This window comes from Pseudomonas sp. LBUM1651 (genome assembly GCF_059716135.1).
Genome location: NZ_CP166805.1, coordinates 1,820,033 through 1,840,054, shown reverse-complemented (window position 1 = coordinate 1,840,054; position 20,022 = coordinate 1,820,033). Strand labels below are relative to the sequence as shown.

At 59.4% G+C, this 20,022-nt stretch carries 17 protein-coding genes and 1 pseudogene; 8 read left to right on the top strand and 10 right to left on the bottom strand.

Annotation, left to right across the window (positions count from 1 at the left end):
* Nucleotides 1–4: 4 nt before the first annotated feature.
* The 3 genes from mupP (at nucleotide 5) to ACA066_RS08520 (ending at nucleotide 2,869) form a co-directional block, all read left to right on the top strand.
* A complete protein-coding gene (gene mupP / locus ACA066_RS08530) occupies nucleotides 5–676 on the top strand; it encodes an N-acetylmuramic acid 6-phosphate phosphatase MupP (protein ID WP_145315179.1) in 672 nt (223 codons plus the stop codon).
* A gap of 152 nt (nucleotides 677–828) precedes the next feature.
* Nucleotides 829–1,569, top strand: coding sequence for a YciK family oxidoreductase (locus ACA066_RS08525; protein ID WP_497698856.1), 741 nt, complete (start codon nucleotides 829–831; stop codon nucleotides 1,567–1,569).
* 373 nt (nucleotides 1,570–1,942) lie between these two features.
* Nucleotides 1,943–2,869: a GGDEF domain-containing protein gene (locus ACA066_RS08520; RefSeq protein WP_497698855.1), complete on the top strand. Its 927-nt coding sequence runs from the start codon at nucleotides 1,943–1,945 to the stop codon at nucleotides 2,867–2,869.
* A 129-nt stretch (nucleotides 2,870–2,998) separates the two neighbouring features.
* On the opposite strand, the gene ACA066_RS08515 is transcribed toward ACA066_RS08520, so the two are convergent.
* The 4 genes from ACA066_RS08515 to ACA066_RS08500 form a co-directional block, all read right to left on the bottom strand.
* Entirely contained in the window at nucleotides 2,999–4,873 is a 1,875-nt protein-coding gene (locus tag ACA066_RS08515) for an MFS transporter (protein ID WP_497698854.1), read from the bottom strand.
* 96 nt (nucleotides 4,874–4,969) lie between these two features.
* Nucleotides 4,970–6,121, bottom strand: a complete 1,152-nt coding sequence (locus tag ACA066_RS08510) for a TDT family transporter (RefSeq protein ID WP_497698853.1) — start codon at nucleotides 6,119–6,121, stop codon at nucleotides 4,970–4,972.
* Between the two features lie 106 nt (nucleotides 6,122–6,227).
* A complete protein-coding gene (locus tag ACA066_RS08505) occupies nucleotides 6,228–6,539 on the bottom strand; it encodes a cupin domain-containing protein (RefSeq protein ID WP_497698852.1) in 312 nt (103 codons plus the stop codon).
* A 34-nt stretch (nucleotides 6,540–6,573) separates the two neighbouring features.
* On the bottom strand, nucleotides 6,574–7,473 hold the full coding sequence (locus ACA066_RS08500; protein WP_497698851.1) for a LysR family transcriptional regulator: 900 nt from the start codon (nucleotides 7,471–7,473) through the stop codon (nucleotides 6,574–6,576).
* A gap of 160 nt (nucleotides 7,474–7,633) precedes the next feature.
* On the opposite strand from ACA066_RS08500, the gene ACA066_RS08495 reads away from it, so the two are divergent.
* Nucleotides 7,634–8,383, top strand: coding sequence for an SDR family NAD(P)-dependent oxidoreductase (locus ACA066_RS08495; protein ID WP_497698850.1), 750 nt, complete (start codon nucleotides 7,634–7,636; stop codon nucleotides 8,381–8,383).
* 168 nt (nucleotides 8,384–8,551) lie between these two features.
* Here the strand turns inward: ACA066_RS08495 and ACA066_RS08490 are convergent.
* Nucleotides 8,552–8,797, bottom strand: a pseudogene (locus ACA066_RS08490) (MFS transporter); the annotation flags it as partial.
* A gap of 289 nt (nucleotides 8,798–9,086) precedes the next feature.
* Here ACA066_RS08490 and ACA066_RS08485 point away from each other — a divergent pair.
* Nucleotides 9,087–12,557 (top strand): hybrid sensor histidine kinase/response regulator, encoded by a 3,471-nt coding sequence (locus tag ACA066_RS08485; RefSeq protein ID WP_497698849.1) that lies wholly within the window; start codon nucleotides 9,087–9,089, stop codon nucleotides 12,555–12,557.
* Between the two features lie 164 nt (nucleotides 12,558–12,721).
* Here ACA066_RS08485 and ACA066_RS08480 read toward each other — a convergent pair whose 3' ends face one another.
* Together ACA066_RS08480 and ACA066_RS08475 are read right to left on the bottom strand one after the other, a co-directional pair.
* A complete protein-coding gene (locus ACA066_RS08480; protein WP_497699830.1) occupies nucleotides 12,722–14,086 on the bottom strand; it encodes a DNA recombination protein RmuC in 1,365 nt (454 codons plus the stop codon).
* Nucleotides 14,087–14,261: 175 nt separating this feature from the next.
* A complete protein-coding gene (locus ACA066_RS08475; RefSeq protein WP_497698848.1) occupies nucleotides 14,262–14,585 on the bottom strand; it encodes a sel1 repeat family protein in 324 nt (107 codons plus the stop codon).
* Nucleotides 14,586–15,571: 986 nt separating this feature from the next.
* On the opposite strand from ACA066_RS08475, the gene ACA066_RS08470 reads away from it, so the two are divergent.
* From ACA066_RS08470 to ACA066_RS08460, 3 genes are all read left to right on the top strand, one after another.
* Nucleotides 15,572–15,796, top strand: coding sequence for a hypothetical protein (locus ACA066_RS08470; RefSeq protein WP_008031832.1), 225 nt, complete (start codon nucleotides 15,572–15,574; stop codon nucleotides 15,794–15,796).
* A gap of 275 nt (nucleotides 15,797–16,071) precedes the next feature.
* Complete coding sequence (locus ACA066_RS08465; protein WP_008033583.1) at nucleotides 16,072–16,554, top strand: hypothetical protein; 483 nt, start codon at nucleotides 16,072–16,074, stop codon at nucleotides 16,552–16,554.
* Nucleotides 16,555–16,699: 145 nt separating this feature from the next.
* A complete protein-coding gene (locus ACA066_RS08460) occupies nucleotides 16,700–17,974 on the top strand; it encodes an OmpP1/FadL family transporter (RefSeq protein WP_497698847.1) in 1,275 nt (424 codons plus the stop codon).
* 89 nt (nucleotides 17,975–18,063) lie between these two features.
* Here ACA066_RS08460 and ACA066_RS08455 read toward each other — a convergent pair whose 3' ends face one another.
* The 3 genes from ACA066_RS08455 to ACA066_RS08445 are packed head-to-tail and all read right to left on the bottom strand — an operon-like array spanning nucleotide 18,064 to nucleotide 19,998.
* Entirely contained in the window at nucleotides 18,064–18,615 is a 552-nt protein-coding gene (locus ACA066_RS08455; protein ID WP_497698846.1) for a glutathione peroxidase, read from the bottom strand.
* 55 nt (nucleotides 18,616–18,670) lie between these two features.
* Nucleotides 18,671–18,793 carry a hypothetical protein gene (locus tag ACA066_RS08450; protein ID WP_017337278.1) on the bottom strand — a complete coding sequence of 41 codons (123 nt, stop codon included), beginning with the start codon at nucleotides 18,791–18,793 and terminating at the stop codon, nucleotides 18,671–18,673.
* Nucleotides 18,790–19,998, bottom strand: a complete 1,209-nt coding sequence (locus ACA066_RS08445) for an MFS transporter (protein WP_497698845.1) — start codon at nucleotides 19,996–19,998, stop codon at nucleotides 18,790–18,792. Before ACA066_RS08445 ends, ACA066_RS08450 begins: the two co-directional genes overlap by 4 nt.
* Between the last annotated feature and the right edge of the window lie 24 nt (nucleotides 19,999–20,022).

Sequence of the window (20,022 nt, the reverse complement as noted above, 5' to 3'; positions counted from 1 at the left end):
GCCGATGCGTATCAGAGCAGTTCTTTTCGACATGGACGGCACCCTGCTCGACACCGCGCCGGACTTTATTGCGATCTGTCAGGCGATGCGTGCCGACCGCGGCTTGCCGCCGATGAATGACAAGCACATCCGCGACGAGATCTCCGGCGGCGCCAAGGCGATGGTCGCCGTGACCTTCTCCATGGACCCGGAATCTCCGGGCTTCGAAGAACTTCGTCTGGAGTTCCTCGAGCGTTATCTCGCGGGCTGTGCGGTTCACAGCAAGCTGTTCGACGGGATGGCCGAAGTGCTGGCCGACATCGAGAAAGCCAACCTGATCTGGGGCGTGGTCACCAACAAGCCACTGCGGTTTGCCGAGCCGATCATGCAGCAACTGGGGCTGGCCGAGCGTTCGGCGCTGTTGATCTGCCCGGATCACGTGAAGAACAGCAAGCCGGACCCGGAGCCTTTGATCCTGGCGTGCAAGATGCTCGACCTCGATCCGGCCAGCGTGCTGTTCGTGGGTGATGACCTGCGTGATATCGAGTCTGGCCGCGATGCCGGCACCCGGACGGCCGCCGTGACCTATGGCTACATTCATCCGGACGATAACCCGCGGCATTGGGGGGCGGATGTGGTGGTTGATCATCCGCTGGAATTGCGCAAGGTTTTGGACAGCGCACTCTGCAGCTGCTGAGAACCGCTTTTTGTAGGAGCGAGCTTGCTCGCGAAAAACCCGAGAACTCCGCGGGGTGTCAGGCTTGTCGCGTAATCGTTGACGACCATCGCGAGCAGGCTCGCTCCCACAGGGATAGCGCGTGACCTGAAGAATTTTTGTTGAGGTTTTTTATGTTTGATTATTCCGCCCGCCCTGAACTGCTCAAGGACCGGGTCATTCTGGTCACCGGCGCTGGTCGCGGCATCGGCGCTGCCGCTGCGAAAACCTATGCCGCCCACGGCGCCACCGTGCTGTTGCTGGGCAAGAGCGAAGCCAACCTGACTCAGGTCTATGACGAAATCGAGGCTGCCGGCCATCCACAACCGGCCGTGATCCCGTTCAACCTGGAAACCGCTCTGCCCCATCAATACGATGAGCTGGCGGCGATGATCGAAACCGAATTCGGCCACCTCGATGGCTTGCTGCACAACGCATCGATCATTGGTCCGCGCACGCCCATCGAACAACTGTCCGGCGAGAACTTCATGCGTGTCATGCAAGTCAACGTCAACGCCATGTTCATGCTCACCAGCACGCTGTTGCCGCTGCTCAAACTGTCGCAGGACGCTTCGGTGGTGTTCACTTCCAGCAGCGTCGGCCGCAAGGGCCGTGCGTATTGGGGCGCTTACGGCGTCTCCAAATTTGCCACCGAAGGCCTGATGCAAACCCTGGCCGACGAAGTCGACACCGTGGCCCCGGTGCGCTCGAACAGCATCAACCCCGGCGCCACCCGCACCAGCATGCGCGCCCAGGCGTACCCCGGTGAAAACCCGCTGAACAACCCGACTCCCGAGGAGATCATGCCGGTCTATCTCTACCTGATGGGCCCGGACAGCACCGGCATCAACGGCCAGGCGTTCAACGCTCAGTAACGCCGTGCGTCGCTTTTGTGCCGTGGCAAATTTCCGTCACGGCACTTACCAAGCGTCATAACTGCGGCTTATCACAGTCAAACAAACGTCACAAAATGAGCCGAACACCGCCTGAACGCCACCCAAAATATTGATTTTCAAGCCTTTTAATCCCACTGAACCGAATGGCACGACTTTCGCTCTATATCTGCTTAGACACGCCGTGTGAAAGCAGACGGGCCGACGCTCGCGTCGATAGGTTACTAATCTTCGACAAAGCAGATTAGACTTGCGCCAAATGTCCTACGGGACTGATGGACCAGTACGACGCGCAGCCCAAAGCCGCTCTCACCCAGCCTGTAAGACAGCCTTACTGCTTAGGGGCGCATGCCATATGAAATCACCTTCCCAGACCAACGCAATTGACTTCGATAGCGCCAAATTGCAACGCCTGGGCTTTGGTCAACAGCCCCCGCTTCTGAAGAGGCCGGTCAGTCTTGCGCAATTGCGCCAGCAACTAAGCCTGCAACTGCAAACCAGTCTTGAGCCACAACGCATTCTCGGGCTCTTCTTCCGTGAAATTCAACGACTCGTGCCGCTCGATGCCTTGAGCTACCAGCACAAGGCCAGCGACTTGCGCCTGGAGTTCGGTCTGCGCGGTCACCACTCGATCAGCTACACCCTCAGCCATGAAGGCGAGCACCTGGGCGAACTGGTATTCCGCCGCAATCAGCGTTTCAGCGAGCAGGAACAGGGCAACCTCGAGTCGCTGCTGTCCGCATTGCTGTACCCGATGCGCAATGCCCTGCTCTACCGCGCCGCCACCCAAAGTGCCCTGCGCGATCCCCTCACGGACACCGGCAACCGCATTGCCATGGACCAGACGCTGCAACGGGAAATCGACATGTCGCGTCGGCATTTGCAACCCTTGTCGCTGCTGATGCTGGACATCGACCACTTCAAACAGATCAACGATACCCACGGCCACAGCGCCGGCGATGACGTGCTCAAAGCCGTTGCAGCCTCGATCAAAGGCCAGTTGCGCAACGTCGACATGGTGTTTCGCTTTGGCGGCGAAGAGTTCCTGATTCTGCTGTCCAACACCGGCCGCGAGGCGGCGGCCATGGTCGGTGAGCGGCTGCGGTTTGCCGCGCAGGCCAAGGATTATCTGGCCGATGGCAAGCAGATCGAGCTGACCGTCAGCCTCGGGTGTGCAACCCTGCTGCCCGGCGAATCAGCCGAAAGCCTGTTGCGACGGGCCGACAGCGCGCTGTATGTGGCCAAGCGTGAAGGACGCAACCGATTGGCGATGGCGGGCTGAAGACTCGCTGGCGCGGGGAGCTTACTGTAGGAGCGAGCTTGCTCGCGATGACCTTAAAGGCGCCGCGCTTAGCCGGTAAACACGCGTTATCGTTAACGACCATCGCGAGCAAGCTCGCTCCTACAGTAGTCAGCGGACAGCGCCGCGCAACTCCCCGACCAGCCCTTGCAGTTTCGCCGGCTCTGCCGCCTCGACCGCCACCGCCGGCCCCGCCACCAGGGTCACCCGCGACCACAACCGACGGAATACGCCTTTGTCGGGATCGCGACTGAAGAAACTCCCCCACAGCCCCTGCAATGCCAACGGAATTACCGGCACCGGCGTCTCTTCGAGAATCCGCCGCAGCCCGCCCTTGAACTCGTTGATCTCGCCATCGGCGGTCAGTTTGCCTTCAGGGAAGATGCACACCAGCTCACCGTCCTTCAGGTATTGGGCGATGCGTGTGAAGGCCTTTTCGTAGATCTGAATGTCTTCCTGGCGTCCTGCGATCGGAATCGTCCCGGCTGTGCGGAAGATGAAGTTCAGCACCGGCAGGTTGTAGATCTTGTAATACATCACAAAGCGAATCGGCCGACGCACCGCGCCGCCAATCAGCAACGCGTCGACAAAGGACACGTGATTGCACACCAGCAGCGCCGCGGCCTCATCCGGAATCGCCTCCAGATTGCGATGCTCCACGCGGTACATGGAGTGGCTGAGCAGCCAGATCATGAAGCGCATGCTGAACTCGGGGACGATTTTGAAGATGTAGGCGTTGACGCCGATGTTCAGCAGCGACACCACCAGGAACAGGTGCGGGATCGACAATTTGGCCAGGCTCAGCAACACGATCGAAACAATCGCCGAGACCACCATGAACAGCGCGTTGAGAATGTTGTTGGCGGCGATCACCCGCGCCCGCTCGTTCTCCGGGGTGCGTGACTGAATCAGCGCGTACAGCGGCACAATGTAGAAACCGCCGAAAACCCCGAGACCGAGAATGTCGATCAACACCAGCCAGGTGTGACCAAAGCCGAGGATTTCGATCCAGCCATGGCCGTTGACACTGTCGGGAATTCCGCCGGAATGCCACCACAGCAGCAACCCGAATACTGTCAGACCAAACGAGCCGAACGGCACCAGCCCGATCTCGACTTTGCGTCCGGACAGCTTTTCGCAAAGCAACGAACCCAGCGCGATGCCCACCGAGAACACGGTAAGAATCAGCGTCACCACGGTTTCGTCGCCGTGCATCCACTCCTTGGCATACGCCGGGATTTGCGTCAGGTAAATCGCCCCGACAAACCAGAACCATGAGTTGCCGACAATCGAGCGCGACACCGCAGGGGTTTGCCCCAGGCCCAGTTTCAAGGTGGCCCAGGATTGACTGAAGATGTTCCAGTTCAGACGCATTTGCGGCGATGAGGCCGCCGCCCGCGGAATGCTGCGACTGGCCAGATAACCCAGCACTGCAATGCCGATGATCGCCGTGGACACGATGGGCGCGTAATGCGCGGACGACATCATGATCCCGGCGCCGATGGTCCCGGCGAGGATCGCCAGGAAGGTGCCCATTTCCACCAGACCGTTGCCGCCCACCAGTTCTTCTTCGTGCAAGGCCTGGGGCAGGATCGAGTATTTCACCGGCCCGAACAGCGCCGAGTGGGTGCCCATGGCGAACAGCGCCAGCAGCATCAGCGACAGGTGATCGAAGACAAAACCGATCGCGCCGACCACCATGATGGCGATCTCCCCGAGCTTGATCAGGCGAATCAGCGCGTCCTTGGCGAACTTCTCGCCAAACTGCCCGGCCAGCGCCGAAAACAGAAAGAACGGCAGGATAAACAGCAGCGCACACAGATTGACCCAGATCGAACGATCACCCTCGATGGTCAACTTGTACAGAATGGCGAGGATCAGCGACTGCTTGAAAACGTTGTCGTTGAACGCTCCGAGGGACTGGGTCACGAAAAACGGCAGGAAGCGCCGAGTGCGAAGCAAGCTGAACTGTGAGGGGTGACTCATCTTCCGTGTTCCTGAATTTGGCTAGAGAGTGGCGTGGATACTGTAGTTGGAATGTCGATCGTCGATCCGGGCCACACCTTACCTAATCTTTGCAGGTTATTTGTTTAATCCTGCAATGCACGGCGAGACAAACAACTCACCCCGCCACGCGCCCTGCACCGTGCGTTTGGCGACGATCAGCCACATCACCGCCAGCAACGCCACCAGCACACAGCCAAAGGCACTGAAAAACGTCAGGTTCAAGGTGCTGGCCAGTTTCAACGTTGCCAGAGAATAGACGCCCAGCGGAAAGGTGAAACCCCACCAGCCGAGATTGAAGGGAATGCCGGCGCGCAGGTAACGGCCGGTGATCAACAACGCGATCAGCATCCACCACAGACCAAAGCCCCACAACGTGATCCCGGCCACCAGCCCCAGCCCGGCGGCGATCTCACCGATTCCCGGCAAACCGTTGGCGGCAAAGATCTCCGGCGCGTCGGCCCCCAGCAGCAACATGCCCAGCGCCCCGGTACCAATCGGACCGAGCGCCAGCCAGCTCGAAGCAGCCATGTTCTCGTGGGGCAGCTTGTGCAGCGCCATGCGCAGCAACAGGATCGTCAGAATGCTGAACGCCACCGGCAGGGAAAATGCCCAGAGCACGTAGCTGGTGACCAGCACCACCAGTTGCGAATGGGCGTTGGCAAGGTGCGGCGCCAGCAGGCCACCGCTGGCCGCCGCCACTTCCGCGGCCACCACCGGCAACAGCCAGACGGCGGTCATCTGATCGATGCTGTGTTCCTGGCGGGTGAACATCATGTAGGGGATCAGCACGCCGCAGGCCAGCGACATCGCCACGTCCAGCCACCACAGCACTTCAGCAACATGAACCACGCCTTCGCCCCAGCGCGGCAGACCGAACAACAGGAAACCGTTGATGATGGTCACCAGCCCCATGGGAATCGTGCCGAAAAACATCGATACCGTGGAATGGCCGAAAATCCGCCGCGCCTCATCGAAAAACAGCACCCAACGTGCCGCGTACAGCGCCGTGAACAAAGCGAACAGAAAGATATTGAACAGCCAAAGCATTTCAGCAATCGCCTGCAAACCGGGGCTTGCGACCGGCAACTGCGCCAACGCCAGCGCTAAAACGCCGGTGCCCATGGTCGCGGCGAACCAGTTCGGGGTGAACTGACGAATCACCTCGCGTGGATGCTGCAAATGACTGAACGGTTTAATGCCGGGTCTGGCGGTATTAGGGCATGTCATGGTCGAACTCCTGTCCTCTGTTGAGGTGGAGTTCATGGTAGATCTGAATCGAATATCGATATAACGGGTAATATCTCTAACTGTTATCTGTTTTTCAGATATAGCCTCAGACACTGCCTTCCGATTCGATCACCAATATTCTCGCTACACCCAATGGATGCGCCACGTGCTCGGTGCCTACGGAGGCGTAAAAGATATCTCCTACATTCAACACCACCTCTTTCTCCAGACCCTCTTCTCGGTAGTGCATCTGCACCTGGCCATCGAGCACGACGAACACTTCCTGACCGTCATTGATGTGCCATTTGTAGGGCTGATCGGTCCAGTGCAAACGGGTGGTGATGCCATTCATGTTGGCGATGTCGAGCGCGCCCCAGGCACGGTCAGCGGTGAAGGATCGGCTGCGGATGATTTTCATGGGCGGTCCGTCGAAATGAATGGCGGTGCCAAGGCTAACCCAAACCGGCGAACAGCTGCGCCAGCCAATCGATAAATACCCGAACCCGGTTACTCAGGTGTCGGTTCGGCGGATACAGCACGTGAAACGGATAGCGGGGCGGCCGCCAATCCTGAAGAATCGGCACCAGTTCTCCACGCTCGATATGCGATTGCACGGTATAGGTGAAGGTGTGAATGACGCCGAGCCCGGCCAGTCCGGAGGCCAGGTGCGCATTGCTTTCGTTGACGCTGAACAGCCCCTGCCCGCGAATCTCGAACTTTTCTCCGTTACGTTCGAACCGCGCCGGCATCACCCGTCCAGTGAGGGCCGAGTGATAGCTGACCAGTCGATGATTTTTCTCCAGGTCGCGCGGATCGGTTGGCGTGCCGAATCGCTCGAGATAGCCCGGCGCCGCGCAGGTGGTCCATGACGACAGCCCCAGCGGCCGTGCGGCCATGGAAAGCTCGGTCAACGGTCCGCCGCGAATCACGCAGTCGACGTTTTCGCTGATCAAATCCACCGGTCGATCACTGACACCCAATTCGATCTGAATGTCCGGATACCGAGCGTAGAAATCCGGCAGCGCGGGGATGATCAGGATCGTCGCCACCGAGCCGCCGACATCGACGCGAATCTTGCCGCGCGGATGGCCCTGGGCGCTGGCGAAACTGTTGTCCAGATCGTCCAGCTCCACCATCAGCTGCAGGGCGCGCTCGTAATAGGCCATGCCGTCCGCCGTCACCGTGAGTCGGCGGGTGGTTCGCTGCAACAACCTCGCACCGAGGTGTTCTTCCAGCTCGGCTACCAGTTTGCTGACCGAGGTTTTCGGCAGATTCAACGAGTCGGCGGCTCGGGTAAACGATCCGGCCTGCACGACGCGGGCGAAGACGCGCATGGCCAACAATTGGTTCATGGCAAAAAACTCAAGTGACGAATTCTGAGTATTGTCCACAACCATGTACAAACAAACCCGATTCAGATGATTTTTCCGCTGAATCTTCCGGCATAGAGTTTGTTCAACGGCGCACAGCATCGCCAAAAACTTCCTGCACGACTCAGCGGAGATTCACACCATGAGCAGTACTCTCAAAGGCAAGGTCGCACTGATCACTGGCGGCACCACCGGCATCGGCCTGGCGTCGGCGCAAGCGTTCGTCGATCAGGGTGCCACCGTGTTCATCACCGGTCGCCGTCAGGCCGAACTGGATGCCGCGGTCAGCGCCATCGGTCACAACGTCACCGGGATTCAGGGTGACGTCTCGAACCTTGCGGATCTGGACCGGATTTTCGAAGTGATCAAGGCAAAGGCCGGTTATCTCGACATCGTTTTCGCCAATGCGGGCGGCGGTGACATGCTGGCGCTCGGCGCGATCACCGAAGAACACTTCGACCGGATTTTCAGCGTCAACGTCAAAGGCCTGCTGTTCACCGTGCAGAAGTCCCTGGCGTTGCTCAAGGACGGCGGCTCGGTGATCCTCACCGCGTCCACGACCGCCACGAAAGGAACGGAAAATTTCAGCGTGTATAGCGCCAGCAAGGCCGCCGTGCGCAACTTCGCCCGCTCCTGGTTGCTGGATTTGAAAGCCCGCAGAATTCGCGTCAATGTCATCAGCCCCGGTCCGATCCACACGCCGGGCCTGACTGAACTCGCGCCTGAAGATCAGCGGCAGGGCCTGCTGGATTACCTGGCTGGCCAGGTTCCGATCGGCCGACTCGGAACGCCGTCCGAAGTGGGCAAAGCGGCGGTGTTCCTGGCGTCGGATGACAGCAGTTTCATCAACGGGATCGAGTTGTTTGTGGATGGCGGATTTGCGCAGATCTGATTTGCGCGCACACAAAAGCGGCGTCTTGCAAGGCGCCGCTTTTTTATGGGTGACCGGTAGCGCTGCACACCGCAGCGGGTCGCTGACGCAGCAACCCCAGTAACGCACCGACAGACAGGATGATCAGCACCGCGCCATAACTGTTCTTCCAGGAGTGCACGGACGGCCTAGGACGGCCGTGAAAATAACCGGCTTGCGCCCCAGATGATCCGAAAGCGAACCGACCGTCGGCAGCGCCACCAGCAAACTGATGGCGTAGACGCCAAAAATCACGGTCAGGGTCGCTGCCGAGAATTGCAGCTGCTCCTGATACAAGTGATACAACGGCGTCGGCGCCGTGGAAGCGGCGAGAAAACTCAGTAAAGTGATCGCCAGAAACCACAGGCTTGAACGGTTGGAAGCTGTATTCGACATGCGCACACTCTGCAAAAGCGAGATTGCGTTGAGTCAGTAATGACGCCTTCGCGGGCAAGCCACGCTCCCACAGGTTTTGTGCTGACCGCATGATTTGGATACGACACAGAACCTGTGGGAGCGTGGCTTGCCCGCGAAGAGGCCTGCACATACAGCAAAAATCTGACTGACACTCCACCGTGCGACACCCCGCCACGCCACGACCTTGGTCGACACTGACTAACACAGACGGTCGTGCGAGACTGTCTGTCCGGGCGGTAGTCCCGGGTGTCTTTTGTCTGGAGTTCCCATGTCGCTGTCCAGCGGGCTGATCGCCGCCGTTGCCCTGGCCTATATGGCCATCATGTTCGCCATCGCCTTCTACGGTGACCGTCGCAGTGCGCCGTTGCCGCCGCGGGTGCGCGCCTGGGTGTACAGCTTGTCGCTGGCGGTCTATTGCACCAGCTGGACGTTCTTCGGCGCCGTCGGCCAGGCCGCCGAACAACTCTGGTCGTTCCTGCCGATCTACCTCGGGCCGATCCTGCTGCTGGTCTGCGCACCGTGGGTCCTGCAAAAAATGGTGATGATCAGCAAGCAGGAGAACATCACCTCCATTGCCGACTTCATTGCCGCCCGTTACGGCAAATCCCAGTCGCTGGCGATTGTCGTGGCTCTGATCTGCCTGGTCGGCGTGCTGCCTTACATCGCGCTTCAGCTCAAAGGCATTGTGTTGGGGGTGAACCTGCTGATCGGTGCCGGTGCCGACGCCATGGGCACTCGCGCCCAGGACACGGCGCTGATCGTGTCGCTGGTGCTCGCGTTGTTTACCATAGTGTTCGGTACGCGCAACCTCGACGCCACCGAACACCACCGCGGCATGGTGCTGGCGATTGCGTTCGAGTCGCTGGTCAAGCTGTTCGCGTTTCTCGCGGTCGGCGCGTTCGTGACCTACGGCCTGTACGACGGTTTCGACGACCTGTTCGATCAGGCGATGCTCGCACCGCGCCTCGAAGAGTATTGGAAGGAAACCATCAACTGGCCGTCAATGGTGGTGCAAACCGGTGTAGCGATGATGGCGATCATCTGCCTGCCCCGGCAGTTTCACGTGACGGTGGTGGAAAACATCGACCCACAGGATTTGCGCCTGGCCAAGTGGGTCTTCCCGGCGTACCTGGCGTTGGCGGCATTGTTCGTCGTTCCGATCGCTTTGGCCGGTCAGATGCTGCTGCCCAGCTCGGTGTTGCCAGACTCGTTTGTCATCAGTCTGCCACTGGCGCAAGCCCACCCCGCGCTGGCGTTGCTGGCCTTTATCGGCGGTGCCTCGGCAGCGACCGGCATGGTGATTGTGGCCAGCGTGGCGCTGTCGACCATGGTTTCCAACGACATGCTGTTGCCGTGGTTGTTGCGCCGCAATAACGCCGAGCGGCCGTTCGAAGTGTTCCGCCAGTGGATGCTCTCGGTGCGCCGCGTCAGCATCGTCGTGATTCTGCTGCTGGCCTACGTCAGCTATCGCCTTTTGGGCTCCACCGCGAGCCTGGCGACCATCGGCCAGATCGCCTTCGCCGCCGTGACCCAACTGGCACCGGCCATGCTCGGCGCGCTGTACTGGAAACAGGCCAACCGCCGCGGCGTGTTCGCCGGCCTCGCCGCCGGGACATTCCTGTGGTTCTACACGCTGATTCTGCCGATTGCCGCCCACAGCCTCGGTTTATCGTTGAGCAGTTTCCCCGGCCTGGCGTGGCTGCACAGCAACCCGCTGAACCTGCCGCTCACCCCGCTGACCCAAGGCGTGGTGTTGTCACTGGCGGCCAACTTCACCTTGTTCGCCTGGGTATCGGTGTTGTCGCGCACACGGGTTTCGGAACACTGGCAGGCTGGCCGTTTCATCGGCCAGGAAATCAGTGCCCGCCCCAGCGCCCGCTCGATGCTGGCGGTGCAAATCGACGATCTGCTGCAACTGGCCGCACGATTTGTCGGTGAAGAACGCGCCCGTCAGAGTTTTATCCGTTTCGCCTATCGCCAGGGCAAAGGCTTCAACCCGAACCAGAACGCCGACGGTGAATGGATCGCCCACACCGAACGCTTGCTGGCCGGTGTTCTCGGCGCCTCTTCGACACGTGCCGTGGTAAAAGCCGCCATCGAAGGTCGGGAAATGCAACTCGAGGATGTCGTCCGAATCGCCGACGAAGCCTCGGAAGTGCTTCAGTTCAATCGCGCGCTGCTGCAAGGCGCGATCGAAAACATCACGCAAGGCATCAGCGTGGTCGACCAGTCGTTGCGACTGGTGGCGTGGAACCGGCGTTATCTGGAGCTGTTCAACTACCCGGACGGCTTGATCAGCGTCGGCCGGCCGATTGCCGACATCATTCGCTACAACGCCGAACGCGGCCTGTGCGGTCCTGGCGAAGCCGAAGTGCACGTCGCCCGCCGTTTGCACTGGATGCGTCAGGGCCGCGCCCACACCTCTGAACGACTGTTCCCCAATGGCCGAGTGATCGAGTTGATCGGCAACCCGATGCCGGGCGGCGGTTTCGTCATGAGTTTCACTGACATCACCGCGTTCCGTGAGGCCGAGCAAGCATTGACCGAGGCCAACGAAGGCCTGGAGCGGCGGGTCACGGAGCGCACCCACGAGCTGTCGCAACTCAACGTGGCGTTGACCGAAGCCAAAGGCACCGCCGAGTCGGCCAACCAGTCGAAAACCCGTTTCCTCACGGCGGTCAGTCATGACCTGATGCAACCGCTGAATGCCGCGCGGCTGTTTTCTGCGGCGCTGTCCCATCAGGACGACGGCTTGTCCAGCGAAGCGCAGAAACTGGTCCATCACCTGGATTCGTCATTGCGCTCGGCCGAAGACCTGATCAGCGATTTGCTGGACATCTCCCGCCTGGAAAACGGCAAGATCAACCCGAATCCGAAGCCGTTCGTGCTCAATGAACTGTTCGACACGCTCGGCGCAGAATTCAAGGCGCTGGCCCGGGACCAAGGGCTCAAATTCAGGGTTCGAGGCAGTACGTTGCGGGTCGACAGCGACATCAAACTGTTGCGACGGATCTTGCAGAACTTCCTGACCAACGCCTTCCGCTACGCCAAGGGGCCGGTGCTGTTGGGGGTTCGTCGGCACAAGGGCGAACTGTGCCTTGAGGTCTGGGACCGTGGGCCGGGGATTGCGAAAGACAAACTGAAAGTGATTTTCGAAGAATTCAAACGCCTGGACAGCCACCAGACCCGCGCCGAGAAAGGTCTGGGCCTGGGCCTGGCGATTGCAGACGGGTTGTGTCGCGTTCTGAACCACACCTTGCAAGTGCGCTCCTGGCCCGGTCGCGGCAGTGTGTTCAGCGTCAGCGTGCCGTTGGCCAAGGCGCAAATCGCGGTGCCGGCCAACGTCACCGAGCTCAACGGCAAACTCCTGAGCGGCGCGCAGGTGCTGTGCATCGACAACGAAGACAGCATCCTCATAGGCATGAACAGTTTGCTGACCCGCTGGGGTTGTCAGGTCTGGACGGCGCGCAATCGCGACGAATGCGCGGTGCTGCTGAGCAATGGCATGCGTCCGCAACTGGCGCTGGTGGATTATCACCTGGACGATGGCGAGACCGGGACCGACTTGATGGCCTGGTTACGAACCCGCCTGGGCGAGCCGGTGCCAGGCGTGGTGATCAGCGCCGATGGGCATCCGGAAACGGTGGCCCAGGTACATGCGGCGGGGCTGGAATATCTGGCGAAACCGGTGAAACCGGCGGCGTTGCGGGCGTTGTTGAGTCGGCATTTGCCACTGTAACAGCGCCCTCGAGTTCCCCATAACTTGTGGCGAGGGAGCTTGCTCCCGCTCGACTGCGAAGCAGTCGTTAAACACCCAACGCGGATTGCGCATGGAAAACGGGGGCTGCTGCGCAGCCCAGCGGGAGCAAGCTCCCTCGCCACAGGTCAGCGAAAACCAAAGATTTACTCGGGCAATTCTGCCAACCCGTCGACATCGGTCATCGCCCGCTCCAGCAGGTCCGCCGGCAGGCTTTTGCTCGCTCGCGCCCCCAGCAATTTGAGCTGCTCACTGCGACTGACCAGATTGCCACGGCCTTCTGTCAGCTTGTTACGCGCAGAGCTGTAGGCCTTGTCCAGTTGCTGCAAGCGGTTGCCGACTTCATCCAGGTCCTGAATGAACAGCACGAACTTGTCGTACAGCCACCCTGCCCGCTCGGCGATTTCCCGGGCGTTCTGACTCTGACGCTCCTGCTTCCACAGGCTGTCGATGACACGCAGGGTGGCCAGCAACGTGGTCGGGCTGACGATCACGATGTTGCGGTCGAAGGCTTCCTGAAACAGGGCCGGCTCCGCCTGCAACGCCGCGGAAAATGCCGCTTCGATGGGCACGAACAGCAAGACGAAATCCAGGCTGTGCAAACCGTCGAGACGCTTGTAATCCTTGCCGGCCAAGCCTTTGACGTGAGTGCGTAGCGACAGCACGTGCTGCTTGATGGCGATCTGGCCGATGGCATCGTCTTCCGCCGCCACGTATTGCTGATAAGCCGTCAGGCTGACCTTGGAGTCGACCACCACCTGCTTGTCGCCCGGCAGATAGATGATCACGTCTGGCTGAAACCGCTCACCGTCCGGCCCCTTGAGATTGACCTGGGTCTGATACTCGCGGCCCTTCTCGAGGCCGGCGTGTTCAAGCACCCGCTCAAGAATCAGCTCGCCCCAGTTACCCTGGGTTTTCTGCCCTTTCAAGGCGCGGGTCAGGTTGGTGGCTTCGTCGCTCAGGCGCAGGTTCAGTTGTTGCAGACGCTCCAGCTCCTTGGCCAGCGAGAAGCGCTCGCGCGCCTCGGCCTGATAACTTTCCTCGACGCGCTTTTCAAACGACTGGATGCGTTCCTTCAAAGGATCGAGCAACTGGCCCAGACGCTGCTGACTGGTTTCGGCGAAACGCTGCTCGCGCTCGTCGAAGATCTTGCCCGCCAGTTCGGCGAACTGGGCACGCAATTCGTCTCGCGAGCCTTGCAGGTCGTTGAGACGCTGCTGATGGCTTTCCTGCTGTTCGCGCAGCTCGGCGTTGAGGGAGGCGGCCTGGGCGTCCAGACGCCGCAACTCAGCCTCTTTGCCGGCGCGTTCGATGTTCCAGGCGTGGGCGGCATCGCGGGCGTCATCGCGTTCGATCTGCAGCAGTTCGACTTCACGGCGCATCGCGGCAAGGTCTGCCTGTTTGGCAGCGTTGGCCTGCCCCAGATCAGCGATTTCGTCGCGGCAGGATTCGAGTTGGGCGTTCAACCCATCCTGGGCCAGTTGGGCCATGGCCAGACGCTCTTCCAGCAGCGCAACATCCGACTGCGAGGAGCTCGCCCGGCGCTGAAGTTGCCAGGCCAATGCCAACAACGGCAGTGCAGCCCCCGCCAGACCGAGCAATATGCTGGTCAAGTCCATCGCCATCGCCATTCCTGCCCATTCGATAAAACTTGAAGGTTAACCAAGGTGTCAGGTCTTGGACAGCTCAGTCTTCGATCAGACCCAGTTCCTGTTGGGCACGTCGATCCCCTGCCCGCGCGGCCTGACGCAAAAGGTCCTGGCCGATACGGCGATCCCGGGCATTCCCGCATTCGCGGCACATCAACTGGCCGAGACGGCTTTGCGCGGCCACCACACCTTCTCGTGCAGGTTGCTTGAGCAAACGCCCGGCGAAGTGTTTGACGTTGCTGTTTTCACCCAGGCGCGGGCTGTCGAGCAGCCACTCGGCCACACGCATCGAAAAGCGCTTGGGCGGGGTAACACGGGGAGGTGTAGAGGTGACGGAATCTGGTACTGAGCGAAACTTCATAAAGCACTGTGGGGCAGATCGGAAGGCGCGCCACTCTACTCTTTTTTTCTTACAGGTAAAGTCTAAAAAAACCGGCACGCCCGTCCTAGAGCAAGCGCTCGGGACAATCCACAGAAGCTGTGGATAACTCAGTGGACAACCGCCCCTGAACTCTCGCAAAGCCCTGTGGAATGGGGCCTGCAGTCAAACTGACGATTTTTTCACCAGTAAAAAAAAGCGATGTTTTTCATTGACTTAAATTTTGGTTACAGGCACCCACTGTGTTTGAAGGCAAGATGACAGTGGGGTGACAACTCGCGCAACTTATGTGCACAAGTACCTTCACAGCAGTTATATCGATGCGCTCTTTCGGCGAATTTTGTTACCCGGTCTGGGGATAAACCTTGGCAAACCCTTGATCCAGGCTGACTTTGGTCCGATGAACGTGACCGACCGACCGTCGGATTTTTTGCTATCGCAGGGCAAAACGGCGGGTGAAGACCACCAATGAGCCCCTGAGTGTCGGCATTTATGCAGATGTTTTTTGCTAACACACTTCCCTTCTGCAATTCAATCCGTTAGTATCCGCGGCGTTAGTACCAAGCTGAAAGTCAATTCTGGTCGAACAAATCCTCCCGGTCAGCCTTCCCAAAGGAAGCCTCTACCGAACAAGCGGGATCGACCACCTCGATGGTTTCCAGGTAAACCTTGCGTCAACACTGCCTTTGAATCGAAAGCAAAGGGTGTTGCGAAGCTCACTTACTCTGACCGAACCAGCCTGCAAATTGATCAGGATCTTCACCCCGGGCCCAGAACCTTTGCCCTTGATGTGTTGCCTGCCCTCCTAAGTACCTACCTGCCAGCCCAAGCGCGCCAATTTAATCAGCGCTTCAAACTGGCTGCTTTGTTCCAGTCGGGTTCTTCGTTCGACCAATGGTGGTCGTCGTCACTGGAACGTTTTAACTTTGCACGGTTCTTATCCGTGTCGCTTGTAGGAACACCCATTTATGACTACTCAAATCCACACCCAGGATGCCATCCGCACCCTAACCAACGCTTTTGCACCAATGAACTGCCTGATCATGGCCGCCCGCAAAGGCTGCTTCAGCTTCACACTGGTTAACGAACACGGCATCGCTCGTCACAGCGAACGCCTGTACCCCGATCAATACTCCAGCGCCGAGCCGCTGCAGGCCGTGATCGAGCGTACCCGTCAGGCACTGGTTGCCTGATACGCCGCAAAGGCTGAAAACCTCAGAAGCCTCGCTGAAAAGCGGGGCTTTTTATTGCCCGATACTTCTCTTTTCGCGCCCGCCGCGTAAGCACTAACCGATATAACGGTTATAACTGGCTGCCGGAAATATTTTAAAAACAGTCCTTTACAGCGCGAATATGACACTACACTTCAACTCAAGCGGCTTAAGCCGCTTCCGGCGAGCCTGATTCGATCCACCCGCTGCCAACGCTACCTTCAGGACTCGCCGACCACTTCATGTTCGAGGGTTTTATGGGTATCGCTGCCAGCGAACTGTGCCGTTATGTGATACGTCCGACATTGATTTACCTTGGGCGCCATAGCGCAACCGCCGAATCCCTGCTGCTGGGCATCGCCGCCAGTCAGTCAGCCCTGGGGTCCGCCCTGCACGATCGCCGTGGACACGGCCTGTACCGAATCGCCGAACCCCGCCACCAGGCACTCTGGGACCACTACCTGGCACTTGATCCGGAACGCGCCAGCCTGGTCCGCGGCCTGGCTAGCCAACATGCTTTTCTGAGTGGCCCGCACCTCGAACTGACCGTCAACCTGCGTTATGCCACAGCCATCGCCTGGCTGCTGGTCGAAGAACAGAACACTCCGCTCCCCGAAGCAGACGACCTGCTGGGAATGGCCCGCATCTGGCGCCAGACCTTCCAGCCCCAAGGACGCCTGAGAGACTTCACCTATGCCTGGCAAACCTGTGTTTCACCACTGAATCAGGTTGCCTGCTAACGCCCCCTTTCCGAAGATCGCGCAACACGCCGCGAATTTGGTCGGATTGTCCTACAAAACCGCTCTAACTCAAGCCATACAGCCTATGGCGCCGGGACGAAAATGTTGGTAATTTTCGCCCCGCTGATTACCAAGAGTTCTAATAATGAAAAAAGTAATGCTCAAAACCACCCTTAGCCTCGCCGTTACCCTGGCTTCCACCCAGATCTTCGCAAGTGGCTTTGCCATCAACGAACAAAGCATTAGCGGGATGGGTACAGGTTTTGCCGGGCGATCTTCATCTGCCGATGACGCAAGCACCATTTTTGGCAACCCTGCCGGCATGTCGCGCCTCAAGCGCGAACAAGTCACCGGCGGTGCTGCATTTCTAGACGCACACACCGACATCAGCGACGCCAGCTCTACCCCTAGGAGCGGCAGCAACGACGGCGACATGGTCCCGTTCATCGCTGTACCCATGGGCTACTACGTCAAGCCAATCGACGACCAGTGGGCATTCGGTGTCGGTGTATACGCACCGTTCGGCCTGGTGACTGACTACGAGAACGGCTTTGCCGGCCGTTACTTCGGCAGCAAGAGCGAAGTCACAATCGTCACCCTGCAGCCAACCGTCAGCTACGCCTTCAATGACAAGGTGTCTATCGGTTTCGGTCCAACCATCAACCGTATTGACGGCAAGCTGGAATCGAACCTGTCGCTGTCGCCCAACCCGGCCGCTACGGACGGTAACGTCAAGATCAAAGGTGACGACACCGCACTGGGTTACAACGTCGGTATCCTGGTTCAAGCCACCGACAGCACTCGCGTCGGCCTGACCTATCACTCGAAAGTGAAGTACAAGCTCGAGGGTGACACCAAGGTCAACTACAACCTGCTTGCCGGGCTGGGTCAGAACCCAAGCCAGAAGTACGACGCTTCGCTGGACATCACCACGCCTGAGTCGGTCGACTTCTCGGTTACTCACCAGTTGGACGACCAATGGACTCTCTACGCAGGCAGCACTTGGACTCGCTGGAGCCGCCTGAAAGAAATCAGCGTTGAGAACAGTGGCGTTCCTGCTGCTCTGAACAGCCGGTTTGGCACCATCACCGAAGAGCAGAACTGGCACGACACTTGGGCTCACGCCATTGGTGCTTCGTATCAAGTGAACAAGCAATGGGTCCTGCGCACCGGTTTCTCCGTCGATCAGGCTCCGACCAACAACGAAAACCGTTCCCCTCGCATTCCGACTGGCGATCGCAAGATTTTCAGCCTGGGCGCTGGCTGGAGCCCGACCGACGATCTGACCATCGACGTCGCGTATTCGTACCTGGTCGAAGAGTCGGTCAAGATCAACGACGACAACGGCCGCCAGACCTACAGCGCCAAGTATGAAAACTCGGCAAACGGTTTGGGTATCGGTGCGACCTACCGCTTCTGATGATTCCCGGCGAACCTGAACCACTCGCCGCTTGAATCAAAAAAGCCCCGCTCTCTTGTACAGAGGCGGGGCTTTTTAGTGGGTGTCGATCAGGGTTGCGAGGCCAGTGCTTTTTCCACCGCCTCGATAAACTCGGGGTCATCAGGCGTGGTCAAGCTGGAAAAATTAGCAATCACTTTGCCCTTGCGATCGACCACGTATTTGTAGAAGTTCCACTTCGGCTCATCGCTCTGCGCAGCGAGAACCTGGAACAGGTGAGTCGCGTCATCACCGCGCACTTTCTGCGGCTCGGTCATGGTGAAGGTCACGCCATAATCCTTGTAGCACACCTTGGCGGTCTCTTCACCGTCCTTGGACTCCTGCTTGAAGTCATTGGAAGGCACACCGATCACCTCCAGCCCTTGAGCTTTATAACGCTGATTCAACGCCTCAAGGCTTTTGAACTGCGGGGCGAAACCGCAAAAGCTGGCAGTGTTGACCACCACCAGCGGTTTACCGGCGAAGCGCTGGCACAGGTCGATCGTTTCCTTGGCGCGCAGCTTGGGCAACGAGCCTTGCAAAAGCTCCGGGCACTCGGTGGCTTGTGACAATCCGCTAAACGCCACCAGTAACGCGGGAACGGCAAGCCAGCGCATCAGCATGTCCATGCCTCCTTGAGAAGTCGTCTGAAACCAACTTACTCGCCCTCACATCGTGCTAGCAAGCGCCCATGCCCAATTGCATCAACGCCAGCCCACCCTGATGCCAGCCCCACCACGCCAGGGCCAGCAGCAATACGCCGCCCGTTGCCACGGCGATCCGCGGCCAGAGGCTATTCATGTCGCACTCATCCGGGTTTGCAGGCGCGCCACCGGCCGCTCACGCACCGGCCAATTCAGGGCAGCCGCCAACAGACTCAAGAGAATCGCTACCTGCCAGATCAAGTCATAGCTCCCGGTCCGGTCATACACTACCCCGCCCAACCAGCCACCAAGGAATGATCCGAGCTGGTGGAACAGGAAAACAATCCCACCGAGCATGGACAGATTTCGCACGCCAAACAAGGTCGCCACGGTGCCGTTGGTCAATGGCACCGTCGACAGCCACAGAAAGCCCATCGCCATGCCAAACAGATAAGCAGTGGTTGTCGTGACCGGCGCCCACAGAAACAGCGCAATCACCACGGCCCGCACCAGATACAGACCGGTGAGCAAGCGCGGCTTGGACATCCGTCCGCCGAGCCAGCCTGCCGTGTAAGTCCCGAAGATATTGAACAAGCCGATCAGCGCCAGCACGGTGGTTCCGACGGAAGCAGGCAGGTGCTGGTCCACCAGATACGCCGGCAAGTGCACGCCGATGAACACCACCTGGAAACCGCAGACAAAAAAGCCGAACGACAGCAGCCAGAACCCCGAATGGGAACAGGCTTCGCGTAGCGCTTCGGTCAACGTTTGCTCATGACCGAGAACCGGCAACGGATTGTCCTTGAGCATGCTCACCAGCGGTACGATCAGCGCGACCAGCAGGCCCAGCACCAGCAATGCCACCGACCAGCCGAGCCAGCCGATCAACCCCAGCGTACCGGGCAACATGGCGAACTGGCCGAAGGAACCGGCGGCACTGGCAATGCCCATGCCCATGCTGCGTTTCTCCGGCGGCACCGCGCGGCCGACAACGCCGAGGATCACCGAGAACGAGGTGCCCGACAGACCGAGACCGATCAAAAGACCGGCGCTCAACGACAAGGTCACGGCCGAGTCCGACATGCCCATGAACACCAGGCCCAGTGCATAGAGCACACCACCGATCAGCACCACCTTTGCCGCGCCAAAGCGGTCGGCCAGTGCGCCGGTAAAGGGCTGCGCCAGTCCCCAGATCAGGTTCTGCAAGGCGATGGCAAACGCAAACGTCTCACGCCCCCAGCCAAATTCGGCACTCATCGGCGCCAGGAACAGCCCGAAGCCATGTCGCACCCCCAGAGACAACGCAAGGATCAGCGCACTCCCCAACAGAACCCAACCGCAAGTACGCCACATCGATGTCATTCTTATTCTCCGGTAGCGGGTATA